This window comes from Tateyamaria sp. (assembly GCF_039945315.1).
In the GTDB taxonomy this organism is placed as follows: Bacteria; Pseudomonadota; Alphaproteobacteria; order Rhodobacterales; family Rhodobacteraceae; genus Tateyamaria.
Map to the genome: position 1 here is coordinate 40,101 of NZ_JBDUXB010000063.1, position 20,635 is coordinate 60,735.

The 20,635-nt window shown below is 55.1% G+C and carries 19 protein-coding genes; 11 read left to right on the plus strand and 8 right to left on the minus strand.

All coding sequences use genetic code 11. From position 1 onward, the window contains the following. From mnmG to ABJD00_RS21445, 4 genes are read left to right on the plus strand one after another with little or no spacing between them, the layout of a single operon-like run. Positions 1–1,869, plus strand: coding sequence for a tRNA uridine-5-carboxymethylaminomethyl(34) synthesis enzyme MnmG (gene mnmG, locus ABJD00_RS21430; protein ID WP_413849140.1), 1,869 nt, complete (start codon positions 1–3; stop codon positions 1,867–1,869). Next, positions 1,869–2,477 (plus strand): 16S rRNA (guanine(527)-N(7))-methyltransferase RsmG, encoded by a 609-nt coding sequence (gene rsmG, locus ABJD00_RS21435; RefSeq protein WP_413849359.1) that lies wholly within the window; start codon positions 1,869–1,871, stop codon positions 2,475–2,477. Before mnmG ends, rsmG begins: the two co-directional genes overlap by 1 nt. Next, complete coding sequence (locus tag ABJD00_RS21440) at positions 2,470–3,279, plus strand: ParA family protein (RefSeq protein WP_413849142.1); 810 nt, start codon at positions 2,470–2,472, stop codon at positions 3,277–3,279. The genes rsmG and ABJD00_RS21440 overlap by 8 nt, the downstream gene beginning before the upstream one ends. A gap of 2 nt (positions 3,280–3,281) precedes the next feature. Beyond that, positions 3,282–4,157, plus strand: coding sequence for a ParB/RepB/Spo0J family partition protein (locus ABJD00_RS21445; RefSeq protein ID WP_413849144.1), 876 nt, complete (start codon positions 3,282–3,284; stop codon positions 4,155–4,157). Here ABJD00_RS21445 and hemW read toward each other — a convergent pair. The 3 genes from hemW to rph are packed head-to-tail and all read right to left on the minus strand — an operon-like array spanning position 4,154 to position 6,613. Next, positions 4,154–5,299, minus strand: a complete 1,146-nt coding sequence (hemW, locus tag ABJD00_RS21450; RefSeq protein ID WP_413849146.1) for a radical SAM family heme chaperone HemW — start codon at positions 5,297–5,299, stop codon at positions 4,154–4,156. The genes ABJD00_RS21445 and hemW overlap by 4 nt on opposite strands. Continuing rightward, the gene (gene rdgB / locus ABJD00_RS21455) at positions 5,292–5,903 is read right to left on the minus strand and encodes an RdgB/HAM1 family non-canonical purine NTP pyrophosphatase (protein ID WP_413849148.1); all 612 of its coding nucleotides are present in this window, start codon (positions 5,901–5,903) and stop codon (positions 5,292–5,294) included. Before rdgB ends, hemW begins: the two co-directional genes overlap by 8 nt. After that, positions 5,900–6,613, minus strand: coding sequence for a ribonuclease PH (gene rph / locus ABJD00_RS21460; RefSeq protein ID WP_413849361.1), 714 nt, complete (start codon positions 6,611–6,613; stop codon positions 5,900–5,902). The genes rdgB and rph overlap by 4 nt, the downstream gene beginning before the upstream one ends. Before the next feature lie 98 nt (positions 6,614–6,711). On the opposite strand from rph, the gene hrcA reads away from it, so the two are divergent. Both hrcA and ABJD00_RS21470 read left to right on the plus strand, forming a co-directional pair. Next, positions 6,712–7,782: a heat-inducible transcriptional repressor HrcA gene (gene hrcA, locus ABJD00_RS21465; protein WP_413849150.1), complete on the plus strand. Its 1,071-nt coding sequence runs from the start codon at positions 6,712–6,714 to the stop codon at positions 7,780–7,782. Between the two features lie 3 nt (positions 7,783–7,785). Beyond that, entirely contained in the window at positions 7,786–8,349 is a 564-nt protein-coding gene (locus tag ABJD00_RS21470) for a nucleotide exchange factor GrpE (protein WP_413849152.1), read from the plus strand. A gap of 132 nt (positions 8,350–8,481) precedes the next feature. On the opposite strand, the gene mutS is transcribed toward ABJD00_RS21470, so the two are convergent. Beyond that, on the minus strand, positions 8,482–11,121 hold the full coding sequence (mutS, locus tag ABJD00_RS21475; RefSeq protein ID WP_413849154.1) for a DNA mismatch repair protein MutS: 2,640 nt from the start codon (positions 11,119–11,121) through the stop codon (positions 8,482–8,484). 124 nt (positions 11,122–11,245) lie between these two features. Between mutS and ABJD00_RS21480 the strand changes: the two genes are divergently transcribed. Both ABJD00_RS21480 and ABJD00_RS21485 read left to right on the plus strand, forming a co-directional pair. Next, the gene (locus ABJD00_RS21480) at positions 11,246–13,501 is read left to right on the plus strand and encodes an NADP-dependent malic enzyme (RefSeq protein ID WP_413849156.1); all 2,256 of its coding nucleotides are present in this window, start codon (positions 11,246–11,248) and stop codon (positions 13,499–13,501) included. Further along, a complete protein-coding gene (locus tag ABJD00_RS21485; protein ID WP_413849158.1) occupies positions 13,501–14,379 on the plus strand; it encodes a ribokinase in 879 nt (292 codons plus the stop codon). The genes ABJD00_RS21480 and ABJD00_RS21485 overlap by 1 nt, the downstream gene beginning before the upstream one ends. Here the strand turns inward: ABJD00_RS21485 and msrA are convergent. Continuing rightward, on the minus strand, positions 14,376–15,035 hold the full coding sequence (gene msrA / locus ABJD00_RS21490) for a peptide-methionine (S)-S-oxide reductase MsrA (protein WP_413849160.1): 660 nt from the start codon (positions 15,033–15,035) through the stop codon (positions 14,376–14,378). The genes ABJD00_RS21485 and msrA overlap by 4 nt on opposite strands. Before the next feature lie 123 nt (positions 15,036–15,158). Between msrA and ABJD00_RS21495 the strand changes: the two genes are divergently transcribed. Further along, positions 15,159–15,863, plus strand: a complete 705-nt coding sequence (locus tag ABJD00_RS21495; protein WP_413849162.1) for an HAD family hydrolase — start codon at positions 15,159–15,161, stop codon at positions 15,861–15,863. Here ABJD00_RS21495 and ABJD00_RS21500 read toward each other — a convergent pair. Continuing rightward, positions 15,856–17,073 carry an argininosuccinate synthase gene (locus tag ABJD00_RS21500; RefSeq protein ID WP_413849164.1) on the minus strand — a complete coding sequence of 406 codons (1,218 nt, stop codon included), beginning with the start codon at positions 17,071–17,073 and terminating at the stop codon, positions 15,856–15,858. The genes ABJD00_RS21495 and ABJD00_RS21500 overlap by 8 nt on opposite strands. Positions 17,074–17,189: 116 nt before the next feature. Between ABJD00_RS21500 and ilvA the strand changes: the two genes are divergently transcribed. After that, entirely contained in the window at positions 17,190–18,416 is a 1,227-nt protein-coding gene (gene ilvA, locus ABJD00_RS21505; protein WP_413849166.1) for a threonine ammonia-lyase IlvA, read from the plus strand. Here the strand turns inward: ilvA and ABJD00_RS21510 are convergent. Next, positions 18,413–18,745, minus strand: coding sequence for an Hpt domain-containing protein (locus ABJD00_RS21510; RefSeq protein ID WP_413849168.1), 333 nt, complete (start codon positions 18,743–18,745; stop codon positions 18,413–18,415). The genes ilvA and ABJD00_RS21510 overlap by 4 nt on opposite strands. A gap of 150 nt (positions 18,746–18,895) precedes the next feature. Here ABJD00_RS21510 and ABJD00_RS21515 point away from each other — a divergent pair, with 150 nt between their 5' ends. Next, the gene (locus tag ABJD00_RS21515) at positions 18,896–20,191 is read left to right on the plus strand and encodes a PP2C family protein-serine/threonine phosphatase (RefSeq protein WP_413849170.1); all 1,296 of its coding nucleotides are present in this window, start codon (positions 18,896–18,898) and stop codon (positions 20,189–20,191) included. On the opposite strand, the gene ABJD00_RS21520 is transcribed toward ABJD00_RS21515, so the two are convergent. Next, positions 20,167–20,616, minus strand: coding sequence for an NUDIX hydrolase (locus ABJD00_RS21520; protein ID WP_413849172.1), 450 nt, complete (start codon positions 20,614–20,616; stop codon positions 20,167–20,169). The two genes, ABJD00_RS21515 and ABJD00_RS21520, sit on opposite strands and share 25 nt — an antisense overlap. Positions 20,617–20,635 lie beyond the last annotated feature (19 nt).

A 20,635-nucleotide genomic window follows, 5' to 3' on the forward strand; every position in this document is an offset into this window, starting at 1 on the left:
GTGTTTCACGTGAAACAATTTGATGTCGTTGTCGTTGGAGGTGGGCATGCAGGCTGCGAAGCCGCTCATGCAGCAGCACGCACGGGCGTGAGCACTGCTCTCATCACTATGAAAACCTCTGACATCGGCATCTTGTCCTGCAATCCTGCAATAGGCGGTTTAGGTAAAGGACATTTGGTGCGCGAGATTGATGCGATGGACGGCGTGATGGGTCGTGTTGCTGATGCCTCTGGTATCCAGTTCCGCTTGTTGAACCGACGTAAAGGTCCGGCGGTGCAAGGGCCTCGGGCACAGTCGGATCGAAAAGTATACCAAAGCGAGATGTTGTCGCTGACGCGCTCACAGACAAACCTGTGCATCATCGAAGGCGAGGTTGTTGACTTTGTAATGGCCGAGAATGCGGTGTCTGGCGTTATGTTGGCTGATGATACCGTTGTGCATGGGAGGGCGGTCGTCTTGACTTCGGGTACATTCTTGCGCGGGCGTATACACATTGGCGATGTGTCGTATTCTGGCGGCCGTATGGGCGACAAGGAGTCGTCTCTCCTCGCGCAGAGGATTGATGAGTTTGACTTGCCGCTTGGGCGACTGAAGACAGGAACGCCGCCTCGACTAGATGGGAAAACAATCGCTTGGGATCGGTTGGAACGGCAGGATGGCGACGAAATCCCAACACTCTTCTCATTTCTGTCGAATACGGCACCGTTACGACAAGTTGCGTGCGGAATCACCCACACAAATGCGCAAACTCATGATATAATTCGCGAAAACCTTGACCGATCTGCGATGTACGGGGGTCACATCGACGGTACCGGACCACGATATTGTCCCTCCATCGAGGATAAAATCGTGCGCTTTGCGGATAAGGACTCGCACCAGATTTTCCTTGAGCCCGAGGGGCTGGATGACGATACGGTTTATCCGAATGGCGTATCAACGTCGCTGCCAGAAGACGTTCAAGTCGATTACATCAGATCAATTGTGGGGCTGGAGGATACCAAAATCCTGCAACTGGGCTATGCGATCGAATATGATTATGTGGATCCATGTGTTTTGGACGCAGACCTTTGTTTGCGTTCAGTTCCAGGACTTTTCCTTGCTGGGCAGATCAATGGAACGACTGGGTATGAAGAGGCGGCTGCCCAAGGTTTGGTTGCAGGCTTGAATGCGGCACGTCGTGCTTTGGCCAAGCCGCCCATCTACTTTAAAAGAGACCAAAGTTATATTGGTGTGATGATAGACGATTTGACGACGCGTGGAGTAACAGAACCCTATCGAATGTTCACGTCGCGCGCTGAATTCCGACTGTCTTTGCGCGCTGACAACGCCGATCAGCGTCTGACCCCGCTGGGATTGGAAGTTGGGTGCATTAGCCCAGAACGTAAAAAAGCGTTTGAGGTTAAAATGGAGCGCTTGGAGGCGGGACGTTCTGTGATGACATCGCGCAGCTACACGCCCAAAGAAGTTGGGGCAGTGGGCATTAAGATTAACCAAGACGGAACGAAACGTACGGCTTTCCAGCTCTTAGCCTTCCCAGACGTGTCGCTGGAAGATGTTGCAGGGCTAGATGATGACCTATACGCTCTCCCGGCTGATGTGGGTGACCAATTGGCACGGGAGGCGCTGTACGCCAACTATATTGAGCGGCAGCGCAAAGATGTGGAGCGTTTGCGGAAGGATGAATCCTACGCAATTCCGGTTGATTTCCTTTATCAAGAGGTTTCGGGATTGTCTGCAGAGCTGACAGCCAAGCTGGAACGTGTGCGGCCGAGTGACTTGGCCCAGGCGGGCCGTATCGATGGCATGACGCCTGCGGCGTTGGCCCTATTGCTTGGGCGGATCCGTTATTTGGAAAAGAAAACGGCGTGATGCAGGCGCCGGATTGGTATCGTCGAGATGTTTCACGTGAAACATTGGAGAAACTAGACGCTTACGCTGCTTTGTTGCGGAAGTGGACTGTAAAGATAAATCTCGTGTCCAAAGCGTCCGAAAGTGACCTTGAACTCCGACACATCTGGGATTCCGCACAAATTTATGAGGCACAGCAGAGGCCTTGGCTGGATTTTGGCAGCGGTGGGGGTTTGCCGGGTGTTGTGGTTGGCGTACTTGCGTCTGGGGAAGGACATGATCTTCCATTGAAATTGGTGGAAAGCGATCAGCGGAAAGCGACGTTTCTGCGAACATGCGCGCGCGAGTTGGATGTGTCTATTGAGGTGTCGACACAAAGAGTCGAAAGCCTGCCGCCCAACTCCGCTAGCACCATTTCCGCACGCGCACTTGCTAGCTTGGATGTGTTGCTTGGTTTGGCGAAGCCCCACTTAGCCGAGGCGGGTACATGTGTTTTCATGAAGGGGGAGGCATGGGCGCAAGAACTTGAGGCCGCACAGCAAAACTGGCGGTTTTCTTGTGACGCAACACCGAGTAAAACGAATGAAAAAGCAGCTATCTTGCGGATAAAGGATATCGAGCGTGTCTGACCCCTTCACTCCAACGCGACCAAAGATAATCTCCGTCGCGAACCAGAAAGGGGGCGTTGGCAAGACAACAACGACGATAAACCTTGCTGCGGCGCTTGTTGAACTTGGATACCGAGTTCTGGTGGTTGATCTGGACCCTCAGGGCAACGCATCTACAGGTCTTGGCATTGCGCTGGATGATCGTGAGTTCACAACGTATGAACTGCTGCTTGAAGACATCGACTTGCAGGACGTCATTCTGGACACGGCTTTCAAAAACCTGATGGTCATACCGGCGACGGTTGACCTGAGCTCCGCGGATATAGAGCTGATTTCAAACGAAAAACGAAGCTTCTTGCTGCATGACGCCTTGCGTCAACCGCAGATGGCCAAGTTTGATCTGGATTACATCCTAATAGATTGCCCGCCATCGCTGAATCTACTGACGGTCAATGCAATGATTGCTTCACACTCGGTCCTTGTACCTCTGCAAAGTGAATTCTTCGCCCTGGAAGGCTTGTCGCAATTGATGCTGACTGTGCGTGAGGTGCGTCAGACGGGAAATCCAAAACTACGCATCGAAGGCGTTGTCATGACCATGCACGACGCGCGAAACAACCTGTCTCAGCAAGTGGAGCAGGATGCGCGCGACAATTTGGGCGAGCTGGTCTTTAAAACGCGAATTCCCCGAAATGTCAGGGTGAGCGAAGCGCCGTCCTATTCGATGCCAGTACTGTCCTATGATAGCGCGTCCAAAGGGGCACTTGCCTATCGCGATCTGGCGAAGGAACTGGTTGGTAACGACATGACTGTGGGAGCATAAAAATGGCTGGTGATAAAAAACGTGGGTTGGGGCGCGGTTTGTCCGCATTGATGGCGGATGTTTCAGAGATCAACGAAACAGCCGCGTCTCAGACCCCCGGCGATCAGCCGATCCCAATCGAACAAATCCACCCAAATCCAAACCAACCGCGCAAAAGATTTGAATCAGCCCCGTTGGATGACTTGGTCGCATCCATCAAGGAAAAGGGTGTGTTACAGCCGCTCATCGTCCGGCCATCCGGCGACGGGTATGAGATCGTTGCAGGTGAGCGCCGCTGGCGCGCCGCGCAACAAGCGCAACTGCACAGCCTGCCCGTGGTTGTCCGCGAGTTTTCGGATATCGAGGTTTTGGAAGTCGCGATTATCGAGAACATTCAGCGTGCTGATCTGAACCCGGTGGAAGAAGCAGCCGGTTATCGCCAATTGATGGACAAGTTTGGCCATACACAGGAAAAAATGGCGGAGGCGCTCGGGAAAAGCCGAAGCCATATTGCCAACTTGCTTCGCTTGCTGTCGTTGCCTGACTCTGTCCAGCGGTTTGTATCTGAAGGTGCGTTGAGCGCGGGTCACGCGCGCGCGTTGATTACGTCTGAAGATCCAGAAACGTTGGCCAAAAAGGTCATCGCCGGTGATCTGTCTGTGCGTGCCACCGAAGCGTTGGTGAAAAAGGCAAATGTGCCCCCCCAAACCTCAGAGCCGAAACCAAAGGCTGCCACCAAAGATGCCGATACCCGCGCATTAGAGGATGATTTGTCTGCGGCGACCGGGGTAAAGGTGACGCTGGCGCACAAGCCTGATGGTGAATCTGGGTTGATGACACTAAAATACGACACATTGGAACAGTTGGATGATCTGTGCCGCAAATTGAGCGTTTCTTAGTCCTCAAGAAGAGTTCTTAGGACGCCGTTTAGAAGCGTAAACCCTTGATTTGTAACACTAATTGTTTCTTTTGTTGCTGTTAGCAGACCCATGTTCTGTAAATCTGCGATGCGGGACCCAGAAAGGGCCTGACCCGCCAGCCTTTCATAACGGTCGGGATCGACGCCGTCGGCCAGCCTCAAACCCATCATGAGAAATTCGACCGCTTGATCCATGCCGGACAAAGCCTCCTGCCTTTCGCGATCAACGCCTGATAGCCATGCTGTAGGCACACGGACTTGGTCAGTAGCTGTTCTGATTCCATCCAGGGTAAGACGCCCATGTGCGCCCGGTCCAATTCCTACATAGTCGCCATAACGCCAATAGATCTTGTTGTGTCGGGATTCGGCACCGTATGCCGCGTGGTTGGACACCTCATACCGGGGCATGTTGTGATCTGCGCAAATGTCTTGGGTAAGCGCATACATATCCGCAGACAGATCATCGTCTGGCAAACCGCGCAGTTTGCCAACTTTGTAGCGGTCACCAAACACCGTGCCCGGCTCGACCGTCAGTTGGTAGAGAGACACGTGGTCCAGCCCTAGGCCCAAAGCTTGCTTCAGCTCCATTTCCCATTGAGACAGTGACTGGTTCTGTCGTCCGTACATGAGATCAAAACTAACGCGTTCGAAAGTCTTGCGAGCGACATCAAACGCGGCGAGCGCCTCAGCGGCGTTATGCATCCGACCCAGTTTACGCAAATCGTCGTCATTCAGTGCCTGAATGCCCATTGAGACCCGATTAATCCCGGCGGACCGAAAATCAGAAAACTTCCCTGCCTCGACAGACGTCGGGTTTGCTTCAAGCGTCACTTCCAGATCGTTGGCGGTTGGCCAAGTCCTTTGAATGGCGTCCATGATCGCGCCCACAGTTGACGGCGCCATCAGGCTGGGCGTTCCGCCGCCGAAAAAGACGGAGTGTAAAACACGGCCCTTGGTGAGCACTCCAACCCGTTCGATCTCGGAGACGAAGGCCTTGGACCAAGCATCATGATCGACAGAAGCGGTGACATGACTGTTGAAATCGCAGTAGGGGCATTTCGCAGCACAAAATGGCCAGTGCAGGTAAAGGCCAAAGCCGCCCGCTTCCCAATCCTCAGCCAAAGCAACCTGCGATCAGTTTGGCAAAACTGCCTGCGCGGTGACTGATCGCGTTTTTTTCGTCTGCCGACATTTCAGCGAACGTGCGCGTATGGCCGATGGGCTGGAACATCGGATCGTATCCATGACCCAAAGCGCCGCGCACTGGCCAGCACAAAGTGCCGTCAACAGTGCCTGCAAAAACTTCGTCATGTCCATCGGGCCACGCGAGGACTAGGGTCGAACAAAATCGAGCTGTCCATGGTTGAGGAGTTTTACGTTCTACCAATTCGGTATGAGTGCGCGTCATGGCCATCATGAAATCGCGCCCACTTGGAGTTTCTGCCCAATCAGCCGTATACACTCCGGGCGCGCCATCGAGGCCGTCGACTTCAATGCCAGAATCGTCTGCGAGCGCCGGCATGCCAGTTGCGGCGACAGCAGCGCGAGCCTTGATCCGGGCGTTGCCAACAAAGGTCGTTTCAGTTTCTTCTGGTTCAGGTAGGTTCATGGCCTTTGCCCCGACGACTTCAACGCCGAATGGAGCGAACAACTGCTCCATCTCTTCCAGCTTGCCTGCGTTATGCGTAGCAATCAGGATGCGCGTGTCGTCAAAGCGCCGTGTCATGCGCAGGCAGCCAATTGTGCTGCGGCCAGTTCACTCACACCTTTTTCGGCCAGATCCATCAGGTTGTTCATCTGACCGCGAGAGAATGTGGATCCCTCTGCGCTCATCTGGATTTCGATCAGCTGGCCATCGCCCATCAAAATGAAATTGCCATCGACACCGGCTTCGCTGTCCTCGGGGTAATCGAGGTCGAGTACGGGTTGTTCTGCATAAATACCGCAGCTCACGGCCGCGACCGGAGAGATCAGCGGGTTGCTGGTCACGTCGCCCGCTTTCATCAGTTTGTCCACCGCAAGGCGCAGTGCGACCCAACCGCCGGTGATCGACGCACAGCGGGTTCCGCCGTCGGCTTGCAAAACATCACAATCGACTGTGATCTGGCGCTCGCCCAATGCCACGCGATCCACACCAGCCCGCAGGGCGCGTCCGATCAGACGCTGAATTTCAACGGTACGTCCACCTTGTTTCCCGGTTGCAGCCTCCCGACGCATACGTGTGTTGGTGGCACGGGGCAGCATGCCGTATTCGGCAGTGACCCAACCCAAACCGGAGCCCTTAATGAACGGCGGTACGCGTTCTTCGATTGTTGCGGTGCACAATACATGGGTGTCGCCCATCTTGATCAGGGCGGACCCTTCAGCGTGTTTGGTAAAGCCCGTTTCAATTGAAACGGCACGCATTTCGTTCAACTCTCTTCCGGAGGGGCGCATGGGATATCCTTTTCGGCTGCTCATCGGGCATAACGCCAGCGTGCGTGCAGGTGCAACCCCGATTGACCTTTGATTTTCGAGCACTTTAATAGCAGTCCATGACCGAGACCCAGAAAATGCTGGATGATATGAACGACCGCTCGCGCGAGGTATTTCGCCGTGTGGTCGAAGGCTATCTGGATTCTGGCGATCCGGTCGGCTCTCGTACTCTCACCCGTGAGTTCAGTGAAAAGGTGAGCGCGGCCACTATTCGCAACGTTATGCAGGATTTGGAGTTCATGGGTTTACTTGGTAGTCCCCATATCAGCGCCGGACGTGTGCCAACGCAGTTGGGGCTCCGCATGTTTGTGGACGGGCTGCTGGAGGTCGGTGTGCCTGACGAGTCCGATCGAGAGAAAATCGACGCGACACTTGGTAGTAACGAAACCGACGTTTCAGGTATATTGGACCGCGTAGGCTCTGCTTTGTCCGGTGTGACCCACGGGGCGTCGCTGGTTTTGACGCCAAAACGCGAAGCGCCTATCAAGCACTTAGATTTTGTGCCCCTTGGTCCGGAACAGGCGCTTGTCGTTATCGTGTTTGCTGACGGGCATGTCGAGAACCGATTGTTCCAACCGCCCCCCGGGCAAACACAATCGTCCATGCGTGAAGCCGCGAATTTCCTAAACGCAATGATCGAAGGCCACACGTTGAGCGAGGTGAAAACCGTCGTTCAGCACGAGATTGAAAACCGCAGGCAGGAAATAAACACGTTGTCGCAGGCGCTGGTCCAGAGCGGTCTTGCTTCATGGGAGGGGGCAGGGGATTCGCCTGAACGGCTGATCGTGCGTGGTCGCGCGAATCTTTTAGACGAAACGGCCGAAGCGGGTGATCTGGACCTCATCCGAAGCTTGTTTGATGACCTCGAACGCAAGCGTGATATTGCTGAGTTTTTAAACCTGACCCAAACCGGGGACGGTGTGCGCATTTTTATTGGCTCAGAGAACAAACTTTTCTCACTTTCGGGTTCCTCTTTGGTGGTTTCCCCATATATGAACGCTGATCGAAAGATTGTCGGTGCGGTTGGGGTCATTGGTCCTACCAGGCTTAACTATGCCCGGATCGTTCCGATCGTGGACTACACAGCCCAGCTGGTCGGGCGGATGCTGTCAGACCGCAGTGAAAGGTGAAAAATGGCTGAGCCAAAAAACGAAGAGTTTCTGGACGACATCGAGTTGGCGGAAGATGAAGAGTACGCCGACGATATGATGGAGATTGATGACGAGGCGCTAGAGCTTGACGAGTTGCGCGCCGAGCGTGACGAGCTGAAAGACCGGTTCATGCGTGCACTTGCGGATGCAGAGAACGCGCGGAAACGGTCGGAAAAGGATCGTCGCGAAGCTGAGAACTACGGTGGATCCAAGCTCGCTCGTGATATGTTGCCTGTCTATGACAACATGAAGCGCGCGCTTGAATCGATCACGGAAGAACAGCGCGCGGTGTCTGGCGCGGTTCTTGAAGGTGTTGAGCTGACGATGCGCGAACTTTTGAACGTGTTCAAAAAACACGGCATCGAGGTGATTGCGCCAGACGTCGGTGATACATTTGACCCGCAGCACCACCAGGCAATGTTTGAGGCACCAGTGCCAGGAACCAAGGCAGGGGACATCATTCAGGTCGCTGCCGAAGGGTTTATGCTGCACGACCGCCTATTGCGTCCTGCGCAGGTCGGCGTGTCATCAATGCCAGCCAGCTGATCTAACTGACCACAGAATCAAAAGGCGCGGTGTTTCATCACCGCGCCCTTTTTTGTGAATGGGAGCACGGATGAACGCCCAAAATGGCCAGACTCAAGTACATAACCCCCAAAGGCTCTAATCTATTAAGTATTACGTGTCGCTTTCGTCCTGCGCTGCCTTCAGCTTGTAGATCAGATCAAGGGCATCTCGTGGGCTGAGGTCGTCGGGATGGATGGCGGTCAGCATGTCCAAGGCTGGAGAGGCTTTGGGTTTTGTGCCTGGCGGTTGCGGCGTTGCGGCGAATAGAGGCAGGTCATCGATCAGCGTCTTTTGGGTCGCGCCGCCCTGACGTTCGCCACTTTCCAAGGCATCAAGAACCACCCGTGCTCGGGCGATTACTGCGCTGGGCAATCCGGCAAGTTGCGCCACCTGAACCCCATATGACCGATCCGCCGCGCCGCGCCGCACTTCGTGCAAAAACACAACTTCGCCTTCCCACTCCTTGACCGTAACGGTTGCGTTTTCAACGCCGTCCAGTTTTCCTGCCAGCGCGGTCATCTCGTGGTAATGGGTGGCAAAGAGGGCGCGCGATTTGTTCACATCGTGCAGATGTTCGAGAGTGGCCCACGCGATAGACAATCCGTCATAAGTGGCCGTTCCCCGCCCGATTTCGTCGAGGATCACCAATGCGCGGTCGTCTGCCTGATTGAGGATGGCCGCGGTTTCCACCATCTCGACCATAAATGTGGATCGCCCACGCGCCAAATCATCCGAAGCGCCGACGCGGCTGAAAATCTGGCTAACCAGTCCGATATGCGCAGATGCGGCCGGAACAAAACTACCGGTTTGAGCCAGAATTGCGATCAACGCGTTCTGGCGTAAAAATGTCGACTTACCCGCCATGTTTGGGCCGGTTAGCAACCAGATGGCAGCCGTATCGTCTGCGCTGAGATCGCAATCATTCGCAATGAAAGGGGCTCCGCCTTGCTGGCGCAGTGCCTTTTCCACCACAGGGTGTCGCCCGCCCTCGATCTCAAACGCACGTGAGGTGTCGAGGGTGGGTTTGCACCAGTTTTCGGTTACCGCCAGATGTGCCAAACCTGCCGCAAGGTCGATTTCAGCAAGTGCGCGCGCAGCCTGACTGATCTGAGCGGCGGCATCCAAAACAAGGCCTTTTAGCTTTTCATAGTGACGCTTTTCGATTTCGATCGCTTGTGCGCCAGCATTCAGAATCCGGGTTTCCAAGCTGGATAAATCCACGGTGGTGAACCGGACCTGATTTGCCGTCGTTTGACGATGAATAAAGGTTTCACTCAGTGGTGCCGACATCATCTTTTCAGCATGTGTCGCGGTCACTTCGATGAAGTATCCGAGTACGTTGTTGTGCTTGATTTTTAGGGATTGGACGCCGCTTTGCGCTGCATAGTCCTGTTGAAGTTGAGCGATGACGGAGCGCCCTTCATCCCGTAGGGTGCGTGCCTCGTCCAGCTCGGCATCGCAGGCCTGCGCGATAAATCCGCCGTCGCGCACCAAAAGCGGAGGCTCGGCAACTAAATCATTATCAAGCCGGTCGATCAGGGCGTCGTGCCCGCCAAGATTACCAAATGCGTTGGAAAGCAGTGTTGGAAACGCTGCCTGTGACAATGCCGCAATCTCTTGCGCTTGGGTCAAACCAGCGCGCAAGGCAGTCAGGTCGCGTGGTCCACCACGGTCGAGTGACAATCGAGACAATGCGCGGTCCATATCAGGGACGCTGCGCAATTTAGTCCGCAGCGTTTGGCACATCTGTTGATCAGACACCGCAAATGCTACGGCTTCCAGTCGATCTGATACCGTTTCCAGTACACGAGAAGGGGAAGCGATCCGCCGTTCGAGCAATCGCGCACCCACCGCGGTCACAGTGTGATCAATGGCATCCAAGAGCGATCCGGCACGCCCTCCGGAAAAACCCGCCGTCAGCTCCAGATTTCTCCGCGTCGCGGCGTCGATCTGCACTGTCTTTGCCTGCGCTTCCTGTTGTGGTGGGCGCAGCAAGGGCAGGTTCCCCTTTTGCGTAATCTCAAGGTATTCGATCAATGCACCCATGGCTCCGATCTCAGCCCGTGAGAACGATCCGTAGGCATCCAAAGTTGCGACCTTGAACAGGTTTGTAACGCGTCCAAGGCCAGCCGTGCTATCAAAGGCCGCTGGCCCAAGCGTCGTGATCGGAATGCCAAAGTCTTCCGTGACAGGGCGCAGCGCTTCTTCTTTGCTATCCGCGACCACCAATTCGGATGGAGCCAAACGAGCCAATTCAGGTCCTAACTGGGTCAAATCAACTGCCATCACGAAAAATGCCCCGGTCGAAATGTCGACCCACGCCAATGCGCAACTGCCTCTGACATCGCTAAAGGCCGCCAGGAAGTTGTGCCGACGGGCCTCAAGCAGCGAGTCCTCGATCAACGTGCCTGGTGTGACCAGTCGCACGACATCGCGTTTGACCACCGATTTGTAGCCACGCTTTTTTGCTTCGGCTGGACTTTCCATTTGTTCGCATACGGCGACGCGAAATCCTTTGCGGATGAGTGTCAGCAAATACCCTTCGGCGGCATGAACCGGAACGCCGCACATCGGGATGTCCTCACCGTCATGTTTGCCGCGTTTTGTGAGCGCAATGTCGAGTGCTGCGGCAGCGTTGACCGCGTCTTCAAAGAACATTTCGTAGAAATCGCCCATGCGATAAAAAAGCAGCGCACCGGGGTGTGCCGCTTTGATCTCGAGATATTGCGCCATCATTGGCGTGGTCGACATGGACAAGCCCCCCAAGGCAATCATTTGGGGACCTTACAAACTGCTTGGCCCAAGCGAAACCCAAAGTCGATTGAGGCGGCGGGTGTGCTGGGATATGTCGTGTTGAGTCAGGGGAGGATGTGACATGGCAGGCAATAAGGTGACAGCAGAAGAGGCTTTGGCGTTCCACTTGGAACCCACCCCCGGCAAGTTCGAGATTCAGGCCACCGTGCCTATGACCACGCAGCGCGATCTGAGCCTTGCCTATTCGCCCGGGGTTGCTGTGCCGTGCGAGGCGATCGCTGAGAACCCGGAACTGGCCTATGACTATACCAACAAGGGCAATTTGGTGGCCGTCATTTCCAATGGCACAGCGGTGCTTGGATTGGGCAATTTGGGTGCATTAGGGTCGAAACCGGTTATGGAAGGCAAGGCGGTCCTGTTCAAACGCTTTGCCGATGTGAACTCCATCGACATCGAGCTGGATACCGAAGATCCGGACGCATTTTGCAATGCAGTCAAGTTGATGGGCCCCACCTTTGGCGGCATCAATCTTGAAGATATCAAAGCGCCCGAATGTTTTATCATTGAACAGCGTTTGAAAGAGGAAATGGACATTCCTGTCTTTCACGATGACCAGCATGGGACAGCCGTGATTTGCGCCGCCGGACTGATCAATGCACTGCACATTTCGGGAAAGAAGATCGAAGACGTTATAATCGTTCTGAATGGCGCTGGCGCTGCTGGCATTGCCTGTATCGAACTGCTGAAAGCTATGGGTGCGCGATATGACAACTGCATCGTTTGCGACACCAAGGGCGTGATTTATCAGGGTCGTACCGAGGGTATGAACCAATGGAAGTCCGCCCATGCGGTGAAGACAGAGATACGCAGCCTCGAAGAGGCGATGAAGGGCGCAGATGTTTTCTTAGGCGTCAGCGTTAAGGGTGCGGTGACACCGGCGATGGTTGAGTCCATGGCAGACAATCCGGTCATTTTTGCGATGGCCAATCCAGACCCCGAAATCACTCCGGAAGAAGCGCACGAGGTCCGTATGGACGCCATCGTTGCGACAGGTCGAAGCGATTATCCCAATCAGGTCAACAACGTACTTGGCTTTCCCTACTTGTTTCGCGGCGCGCTCGACATCCACGCCCGCGCGATCAACGATGAGATGAAGATTGCTTGCGCCCACGCGCTGGCCGCCCTAGCGCGCGAAGACGTGCCGGATGAGGTTGCGCTGGCCTATGGTAAATCGCTGTCCTTTGGACGTGACTACATTATTCCGACGCCATTTGATCCGCGGCTGATCCACCGCATCCCAACTGCTGTAGCTAAAGCAGGGATGGACACCGGAGTAGCCCGTCGCCCGATCATCGACATGGATGCCTATGAAGTTAGCCTAAAGTCCCGGATGGACCCAACGGCCAGCATTCTGACAGGAATTAACGCCCGGGCCCGTGCCGCTCAGGCCCGTATGATCTTTGCCGAGGGAGACGACCCCCGCGTGTTACGTGCTGCGGTCATGTACCAGCGGGCCGGGTTTGGCAAAGCGTTGGTCGTCGGGCGGATTGAAGATGTAAAGGCAAAGCTGACCGAAACCGGGCTGGCCGATGCTGTGCGCGAGCTAGAAGTTGTGAATGCTGCCAATACAACGCATCTGGAGCAGTACAAGATGCACCTATATGACCGGTTGCAGCGTCGTGGGTTTGACAGTCAGGACATTCACCGCCTCGCCGCGCGTGACCGCCACGTGTTTTCCGCTCTTATGCTGGCCCATGGCCATGGCGACGGCTTGGTCACTGGGGCAACGCGAAAATCGGCGCATATTCTTGACCGGATAAACCACGTGTTTGACGCCGGAGAGAGTAGCAAGGCGGCAGGTATTACCGCGCTGATCCACAAGGGGCGTATCGTATTCATTGCCGACACTCTGGTTCACGAATGGCCAGACGAAGAAGACCTGGCCGACATTGCCACGCAAGCGGCTGTTGTCGCGCGCAATATGGGCCTTGAACCGCGCGTGGCCTTTGTCAGCTTTTCGACGTTTGGCTATCCTGTGTCCGAGCGTGCGGAAAAGATGCATATGGCGCCGCGTGTGCTGGACGCCCGAGGTGTGGATTTCGAGTATGAGGGTGAAATGACGGTGGATGTCGCGCTGAACACCCAAGCGCAGGCGTCCTATCCGTTCTCGCGGCTGACGGGCCCCGCGAACATACTGGTGGTGCCCGCACGCCATTCGGCGAGCATTTCGGTCAAGTTGATGCAAGAAATGGGTGGAGCGACGGTGATCGGGCCCATTCTTGCCGGAGTGGATGGATCGATCCAGATGTGTTCTAGCGGTTCTACCGCCAATGACATTCTCAACATGGCGGTGCTTGCGGCCTGCAAGGTGGGCTGATGGCCGTCTGGAATCTGGGCTCGATCAACATCGACAACGTCTACCGCGTAAGCCACCTGCCCGCGCCGGGTGAGACATTGCACGCAGCTGATTACACCCAAGGTTTGGGCGGTAAGGGCGCAAATATGTCGGTTGCGATTGCGCGCGCCGCGGCGCGTGTGACGCATATTGGTGCTGTGGGTCCTGCTGGTTCTTGGACCGTTGAGCGTTTGCTGGAATATGGTGTCGATACAGGGCATATCGCAACACTTGGCGATCAGGCGACCGGGCATGCAAATATCTCTGTCGCCGAGGACGGTGAGAACCAGATTGTCGTGTTCTCTGGCGCCAATAAATCAATTACTGAGGATATGGTTGGTGCCGCTTTGTCTGACGCCGCAGCAGGTGACATCCTGGTGATGCAGAACGAGACGAATTGTCAGAAATATACCGCTGAGATTGCTAAGACTTTGGGCTTGCAAGTTGTCTATGCCGCTGCTCCGTTTGATGCAGATGCGGTGGCAAAGGTGCTTCCCTTTACTGATTTGCTTGTCCTGAATGAAGTTGAGGCCGGGCAGTTGATGGCAGTGATGAAGCGGGAATTGGGTGAACTGGGCGTGACGTCTATTGTTGTCACCTTGGGAAGTGAAGGGTCCAAATGGTTGGACGTTTCCGCTGGATCAGAGACACATATGCCCGCGATTCCCGTCACACCTGTCGACACGACAGGGGCCGGTGACACTTTTACCGGTTACCTCGTTGCAGGTCTGGATCGGGGCATGCCGATGTTGCAGGCGCTGGCCCTTGCCACACAGGCCGGTGCATTGATGGTCACGCGTCAGGGGACGGCAGATGTGATTCCGGACCTCAAAGATATAGAAGACGCGCGTTTGGCCTAGCCGCCAACAAAGGGTGCATCGGACCCCCATAGTGCTTTGACACGCGCGTCCCGTCCGCAGGCATCCCGATAGGCTTTGTACGCCTTGGCTTTCGACTTTGGGCCAAAACGGGTCAGGATGATCCCGCCCTCTTTGTAGAAATTCTGATGGTATGTGTCGGCAGGATAGAATGGCCCTGATTGCAAAACCGGCGTAACCACTTTTTGGCCCAGTTGGGCTTGAGCTGTTGCTTTGGCTTGATTTGCAGCATTTGTCTGGGAGGGTGTCGCAAAGATCGCGGTGCGGTAGCTGTCCCCTCGATCGCAAAACTGTCCACCCGCGTCTGTTGGATCAATCGAACGGAAAAAGAGAGATAGCAGCGTTTCGACGTCGACTTGTGCCGGATCAAAAGTGATCTGAACGGCCTCATAGTGGCCAGTGTTGCCTCCGGTTACTTGCTTGTAAGTCGGATTCGCTGTCGAGCCGCCGGCAAAGCCTGACACGGCTTCTTTCACGCCATCTACCTTTTCAAAATCCGCCTCAACGCACCAGAAACACCCCCCGGCAACGGTTAACGTCTCCAAGGTCTGTGCGTGGCTGGTCTTGGTATGGGCAACGAGGCCCACAGCGATAGACAGTGCGAGTACTACAGTTTTGAAAGTACGACGTAAGGTCATGGCGGCTCTCCTTTGGTTCCAGCTTGGGGGAAAGCGCGCCGTCACACAATTCACGAGCCGGGGAGGTCGCGCATCCGTGATTGGTCGTTTACCCGGTCGCTTCGTCGTTCTAGCGTGCCGCGCATGACAACTCGTATCGCCATGTGGTCGGGGCCTCGAAACCTGTCCACCGCCATGATGTACAGCTTTGCCGCACGTGGAGATTGCCGTGTGGTGGATGAACCGTTTTACGCGGCCTATCTGTCGGAAACTGGTTCAGATCATCCAATGCGAGATGCGATTCTGGCCAGCCAGAGTAGCAATCCTGTTGAGATAGCAGAATCGCTGAAATCACCCTTGTCAGAGCCTATTTTCTATCAAAAACACATGACCCACCACATGCTGCCCGATTGGCCAATGGCATGGATGGAAGAGGTGCAAAACGTCTTTCTTATCCGACATCCGGCGCGGGTTGTGGCCAGTTACGCGGCCAAGCGCGAAGCACCAACTCTGGATGACATAGGCTTTGTCCAGCAGGCGCAGATCATGGAGCGGGTCGGTAATCCAATTGTCGTGGATGCGTCCGATATCCGCCTTGATCCGTCTCATATGTTACAAGGCCTTTGTGCTGCGCTGGGCATTCCTTGGACGGATGACATGCTACATTGGCCAGCGGGCGGGCATTCGTCGGATGGTGTTTGGGCGGCGCATTGGTACGGGGCTGTACACCGCTCGACCGGGTTCGCCGGGCCCGAAGGGCCTTTGCCTGAGGTGACCGGGCCGCTCGCGGAATTGGTAGAAGCGGCCATGCTTCATTACGAGGCTATGGCTGCCCATAAGATTACTTAAGCCGACGATCTCGTGCTGACAGTAGTTTCAGACGCAACGCGTTAAGCTGAATAAACCCAGCTGCGTCTTTCTGATCGTACGCGCCTGCGTCATCCTCAAAGGTGACATGCGCCTCGGAATACAGGCTGTGGTCTGACCAGCGGCCCACTGTACGCGCCAGCCCTTTGTAAAGTTTCAAGCGGACTGTCCCGGTGACATGCTCTTGGCTCTTGTCGATCAACGCTTGCAGCATCTCGCGCTCGGGCGAGAACCAAAAGCCGTTATAGATCAGTTCGGCATAGCGCGGCATCATCTCGTCCTTGAGATGCGCGGCCCCGCGATCCAGTGTGATTTGTTCGATGCCCCGGTGCGCCTCAAGCAGAACTGTGCCGCCGGGCGTTTCGTAGATACCGCGGGATTTCATACCAACAAATCGCCCTTCAACCAGATCAAGGCGACCAATTCCATGTTTGCCACCCAACCGGTTCAACTCGGTCAGGATGGTCGCTGGAGACATCATTTCGCCATTGATAGAGACTGCATCGCCCTTTTCAAAACCGACCTCGATGCATTCCGGTTCGTTTGGTGCATCCTCGGGCGCAACCGTGCGTTGGTAGACATAATCGGGCGCGTCAACGGCTGGATCTTCGAGCACTTTGCCTTCAGATGAGGTGTGCAGAAGGTTTGCATCGACGCTAAACGGCGCTTCGCCTCGCTTGTCTTTCGCGATCGGAATTTGGTTCTTTTCGGCAAAGTCGATCAGTTTGGTCCGGCTGCTCAGATCCCATTCACGCCACGGCGCAATAACTTTGATGTCAGGGTTCAGCGCATAGGCAGCAAGTTCAAACCGGACCTGATCGTTGCCCTTACCTGTAGCCCCGTGGGCCACCGCATCTGCACCTTCGGCAGCGGCAATTTCGACCAGACGTTTGGAGATGAGGGGGCGCGCAATGGAGGTACCCAGCAAGTACAGGCCTTCATAAAGTGCATTGGCGCGGAACATTGGGAAAACGAAATCACGCACGAACTCTTCGCGCACGTCTTCGATATAGATCGAGGATGCGCCCATCATCTCGGCTTTGGCACGGGCCGGTTCCAGCTCTTCTCCCTGTCCGAGATCTGCGGTGAAGGTGACAACTTCACAGCCATACTCGGTCTGCAACCATTTCAGAATGATGGAGGTGTCCAGACCACCGGAATAGGCCAGCACAACTTTCTTTGGGGCGCTCATTTTTCGTCTTCCTCATCAGGTTTGGCTGCCGATATCGGTTTTGTGCATCCGGGGCAAGATTGACCCACACATGCTGGGGCGTGTAGGTCTGCGTGATTGCGAAAAGGGGTCAATTCATGAGCTTTCAGGACGGCGCACGCGCGGCAGAACAGGCGATGCGCCGAGTGTTTCCGGCTACACCTTTATTGCGCAATGATTTGCTGTCAGATCGGTATGGCGCCGACATCTGGTTGAAACGCGAAGACTTGAGCCCGGTGCGATCCTACAAACTGCGTGGCGCGTTCAACGCAATGCGCAAGGTGATGCGCGAAGATGCGGTGTTTGTCTGTGCCAGCGCGGGGAATCATGCGCAGGGCGTTGCCTTTATGTGCAAACACTTTGGGGTGCGGGGCGTGGTGTTCATGCCGGTGACAACCCCGCAACAGAAAATCCTAAAGACCCAGATGTTTGGAGGGTCGCAGGTCGAGATTCGGCTGACTGGCGACTATTTTGATGAGACGCTGGCCTCTGCTCAGGAGTTTTGCACCGATACAGGCGGCCATTTTCTGTCGCCCTTTGACGATGAGGATGTGATTGAAGGCCAAGCTTCGGTCGCGGTGGAGATCGAAGCGCAACTGGGCCATCTACCGAATCGCATCATTCTGCCTGTTGGGGGCGGCGGATTGTCAGCAGGAACGCGAAGTTATTTCGAAGAAAACGTAAACTATACCTTTGTAGAGCCTAGTGGGGCGATGTCATTGGCGGAGGCACTGAAGGCCGGTGCGCCTGTCGATGTTTCTCCAATCAACAGTTTTGTGGACGGCGCGGCCGTAGCCAAGATTGGGCAGCGCACCTTTGCGCGACTGGCCGACGCGGATATGGGGGATGTGTTGGACATCCCAGAGGATCGTATTTGCACCACGATCATTGAGATGTTGAATGTCGAAGGTTTGGTTTTGGAGCCTGCGGGCGCGTTGGCTGTTGACGCCCTTAAGGACATATCGGACCAAATCGCTGGAAAGACTGTTGTCTGCGTCACTTCCGGTGGCAATTTTGATTTTGAGCGACTGCCAGAGGTCAAAGAACGTGCCCAGCGCTATTCTGGGATCAAAAAGTATTTCATCCTGCGGATGCCGCAGCGCCCCGGTGCGTTGAAGGATTTCCTGAGCATTCTGGGTCCTGAAGACGATATCGCACGGTTTGAATATCTGAAGAAATCGGCGCGCAACTTTGGATCGGTCCTTATTGGGATCGAAACACTCAAACCGGAGAACTTCGACCGGTTTAGGGCGGCACTGGATGCCGGTGGGTTTACCTATACCGACATCACAAATGACGAAATGCTGGCGCAGTTCGTGATTTAGGCGGCGACCCACTCTTGAAGCCCGGTGAGAAACGCCTGTTTCGACCGTTCAAAACTAGCCAGAATTTCACTCACATCAACGGCAGCGGCTTCGCCCTTTGCCGACATCGATTCGCCGATATTACACAAGTCAGAAAACTCGGAAAAACCTAAGTTCATCGCGCTGCCTTTGAGGCAGTGTAAATCCTCCTCGAGTTTGCCCAAGTCGAGATTTTCCCTCAACCTCTCAGTGATTTCCGACACTTCCTCAATAAACAGAGGTACAACTTCTTCGAAATCGTCGTCGCCGATCTCCGCCTTCAAACTTGCTACACGCGTCCAATCAATCATCACAATGCTCCGCCAACTGCGTGCAGCAAACATCCTGCCGGGTTAAGTTCTGGTTACAGTTAAAGGTTTACGCACTCGGTTACCCGGCTTCACGCGCCATTAAACGCTATCGTCTACGCAGACCGTCACGAGGCGAGATAACCGGGTAAGATGAGCGTCAGCAGCAGACAAATTGATGTGGAGCAGGCGGCCGCGACTGCGTCGACAGATGCACCGTCGGGGCATCGTGTCTTGGTCGTTGATGACAGTCGTTTGCAACGCAAAATCCTCTGCAGTTCGGTAAAACGGTGGGGTTTCGAAGTTTATGAGGCGGAATCCGGCGCGGAAGCGCTGAAGATCGCTGCCGACATCCAGCCCGATCTGGTGCTGAGCGACTGGATGATGCCAGGGATGAACGGGCTGGAATTCTGCAAAGCATTTCGCGTCCAATCCGGCGAACGCTATGGATATTTCATTCTTCTGACTTCAAAGAGTGAAAAGAACGAAGTCGCGATGGGCCTTGAATCGGGCGCTGATGATTTTCTGACTAAGCCTGTGGATGCCAACGAATTGCGTGCCCGGATCGCGGCGGGTGAGCGCATCCTTGTGATGCAGCGGGAACTGACCCGTAAAAACGATCTTATTTCAGAGACACTGGGCGAATTGCAGCGCGTTTACGATTCCCTCGACAACGACCTGCTAGAAGCGAAAAAGCTGCAACAGTCCCTAATTCGGGAACGGAACAAATCCTTTGATACGGGTGACGTGTCGCTGATGCTGCGATCCAGCGGGCATGTTGGTGGCGATCTGGTGGGCTTCTTTGCCGCCGGCCCGGGGCATCTGGGTCTATTTTCAATTGATGTATCCGGCCATGGGATCAGTTCGGCCCTCATGACAGCGCGCCTTGCCGGATACCTCTCTGCAGCTGCACCGGATCAGAACGTGGCGCTGCAAAGGTTGGATGACGGAACTTATGCATTTTTGCCGCCCGAAGATGTGATCGAAACTCTGAACGACCTCGTTCTGGATGAGATGGAGACGGAGCATTATTTCACGCTTTTACTGGCCGATGTTGATATGACAACGGGCCATGTGCGCATGGCGCAGGCTGGGCACCCGCACCCAGCGGTTCAACGTAAAGATGGCTCGATCGAACAGAATGGACCGGGAGGTTTTCCTGTGGGACTGATGTCAGGGATTTCCTTTACTCAGTTTGAAACTCGACTGGAGCCTGGGGATCGGCTTTTATTGCTGTCAGACGGCGTGACGGAATGCCCAAATGTGCACGGCGATATGTTAGAAGAAGCAGGGGTCGAGGAGATGATGCGAGATCTCGCAGACGTTTCTGGACCTGCCTTCTTTGAGGCGCTGCTGTGGGAGTTGGCAGAGTTTGCCGGCGCTCAACCTTTCCCAGACGATGTCTCAGGTATTCTGTTTGAGTATCACGGTGCTGATCCAAAAAAGTAGTGAGATAAAAAGTGGCGATCCCCGTCATTGCCCAGGATTCGAACTGCTTCATTCGGGTTGGTCCAGATCGCCGTATGATCAGGCTCTGTTGGCGCTGCGATGCGCAAAGTTGGCCACGCGACATAGATGTGGCACATTTTTTCTGCCCAAAGAGCGTACTCAGGCATGTAAACGAAACGGCGAAACACCCCCAAACGCCGTGGGTATGCGATGTGCCAGCCGGTTTCCTCAAACACTTCGCGATGTAATGCCTGCAACGGGCTTTCGCCGGGATCAATGCCCCCGCCGGGCAGTTGAACATCTGGCTTGATGTCCATCTGGCAGGTCAACAAGACATCACGGCCTCGGGGTAAAATCGCGTAGGCGCCGGGGCGCGCTGTGTAGCGTCGGGTGGCGTCGGGTGGATGCCCCATACGGCGGTTCATCAGCGCCCTCTTTCAGTTT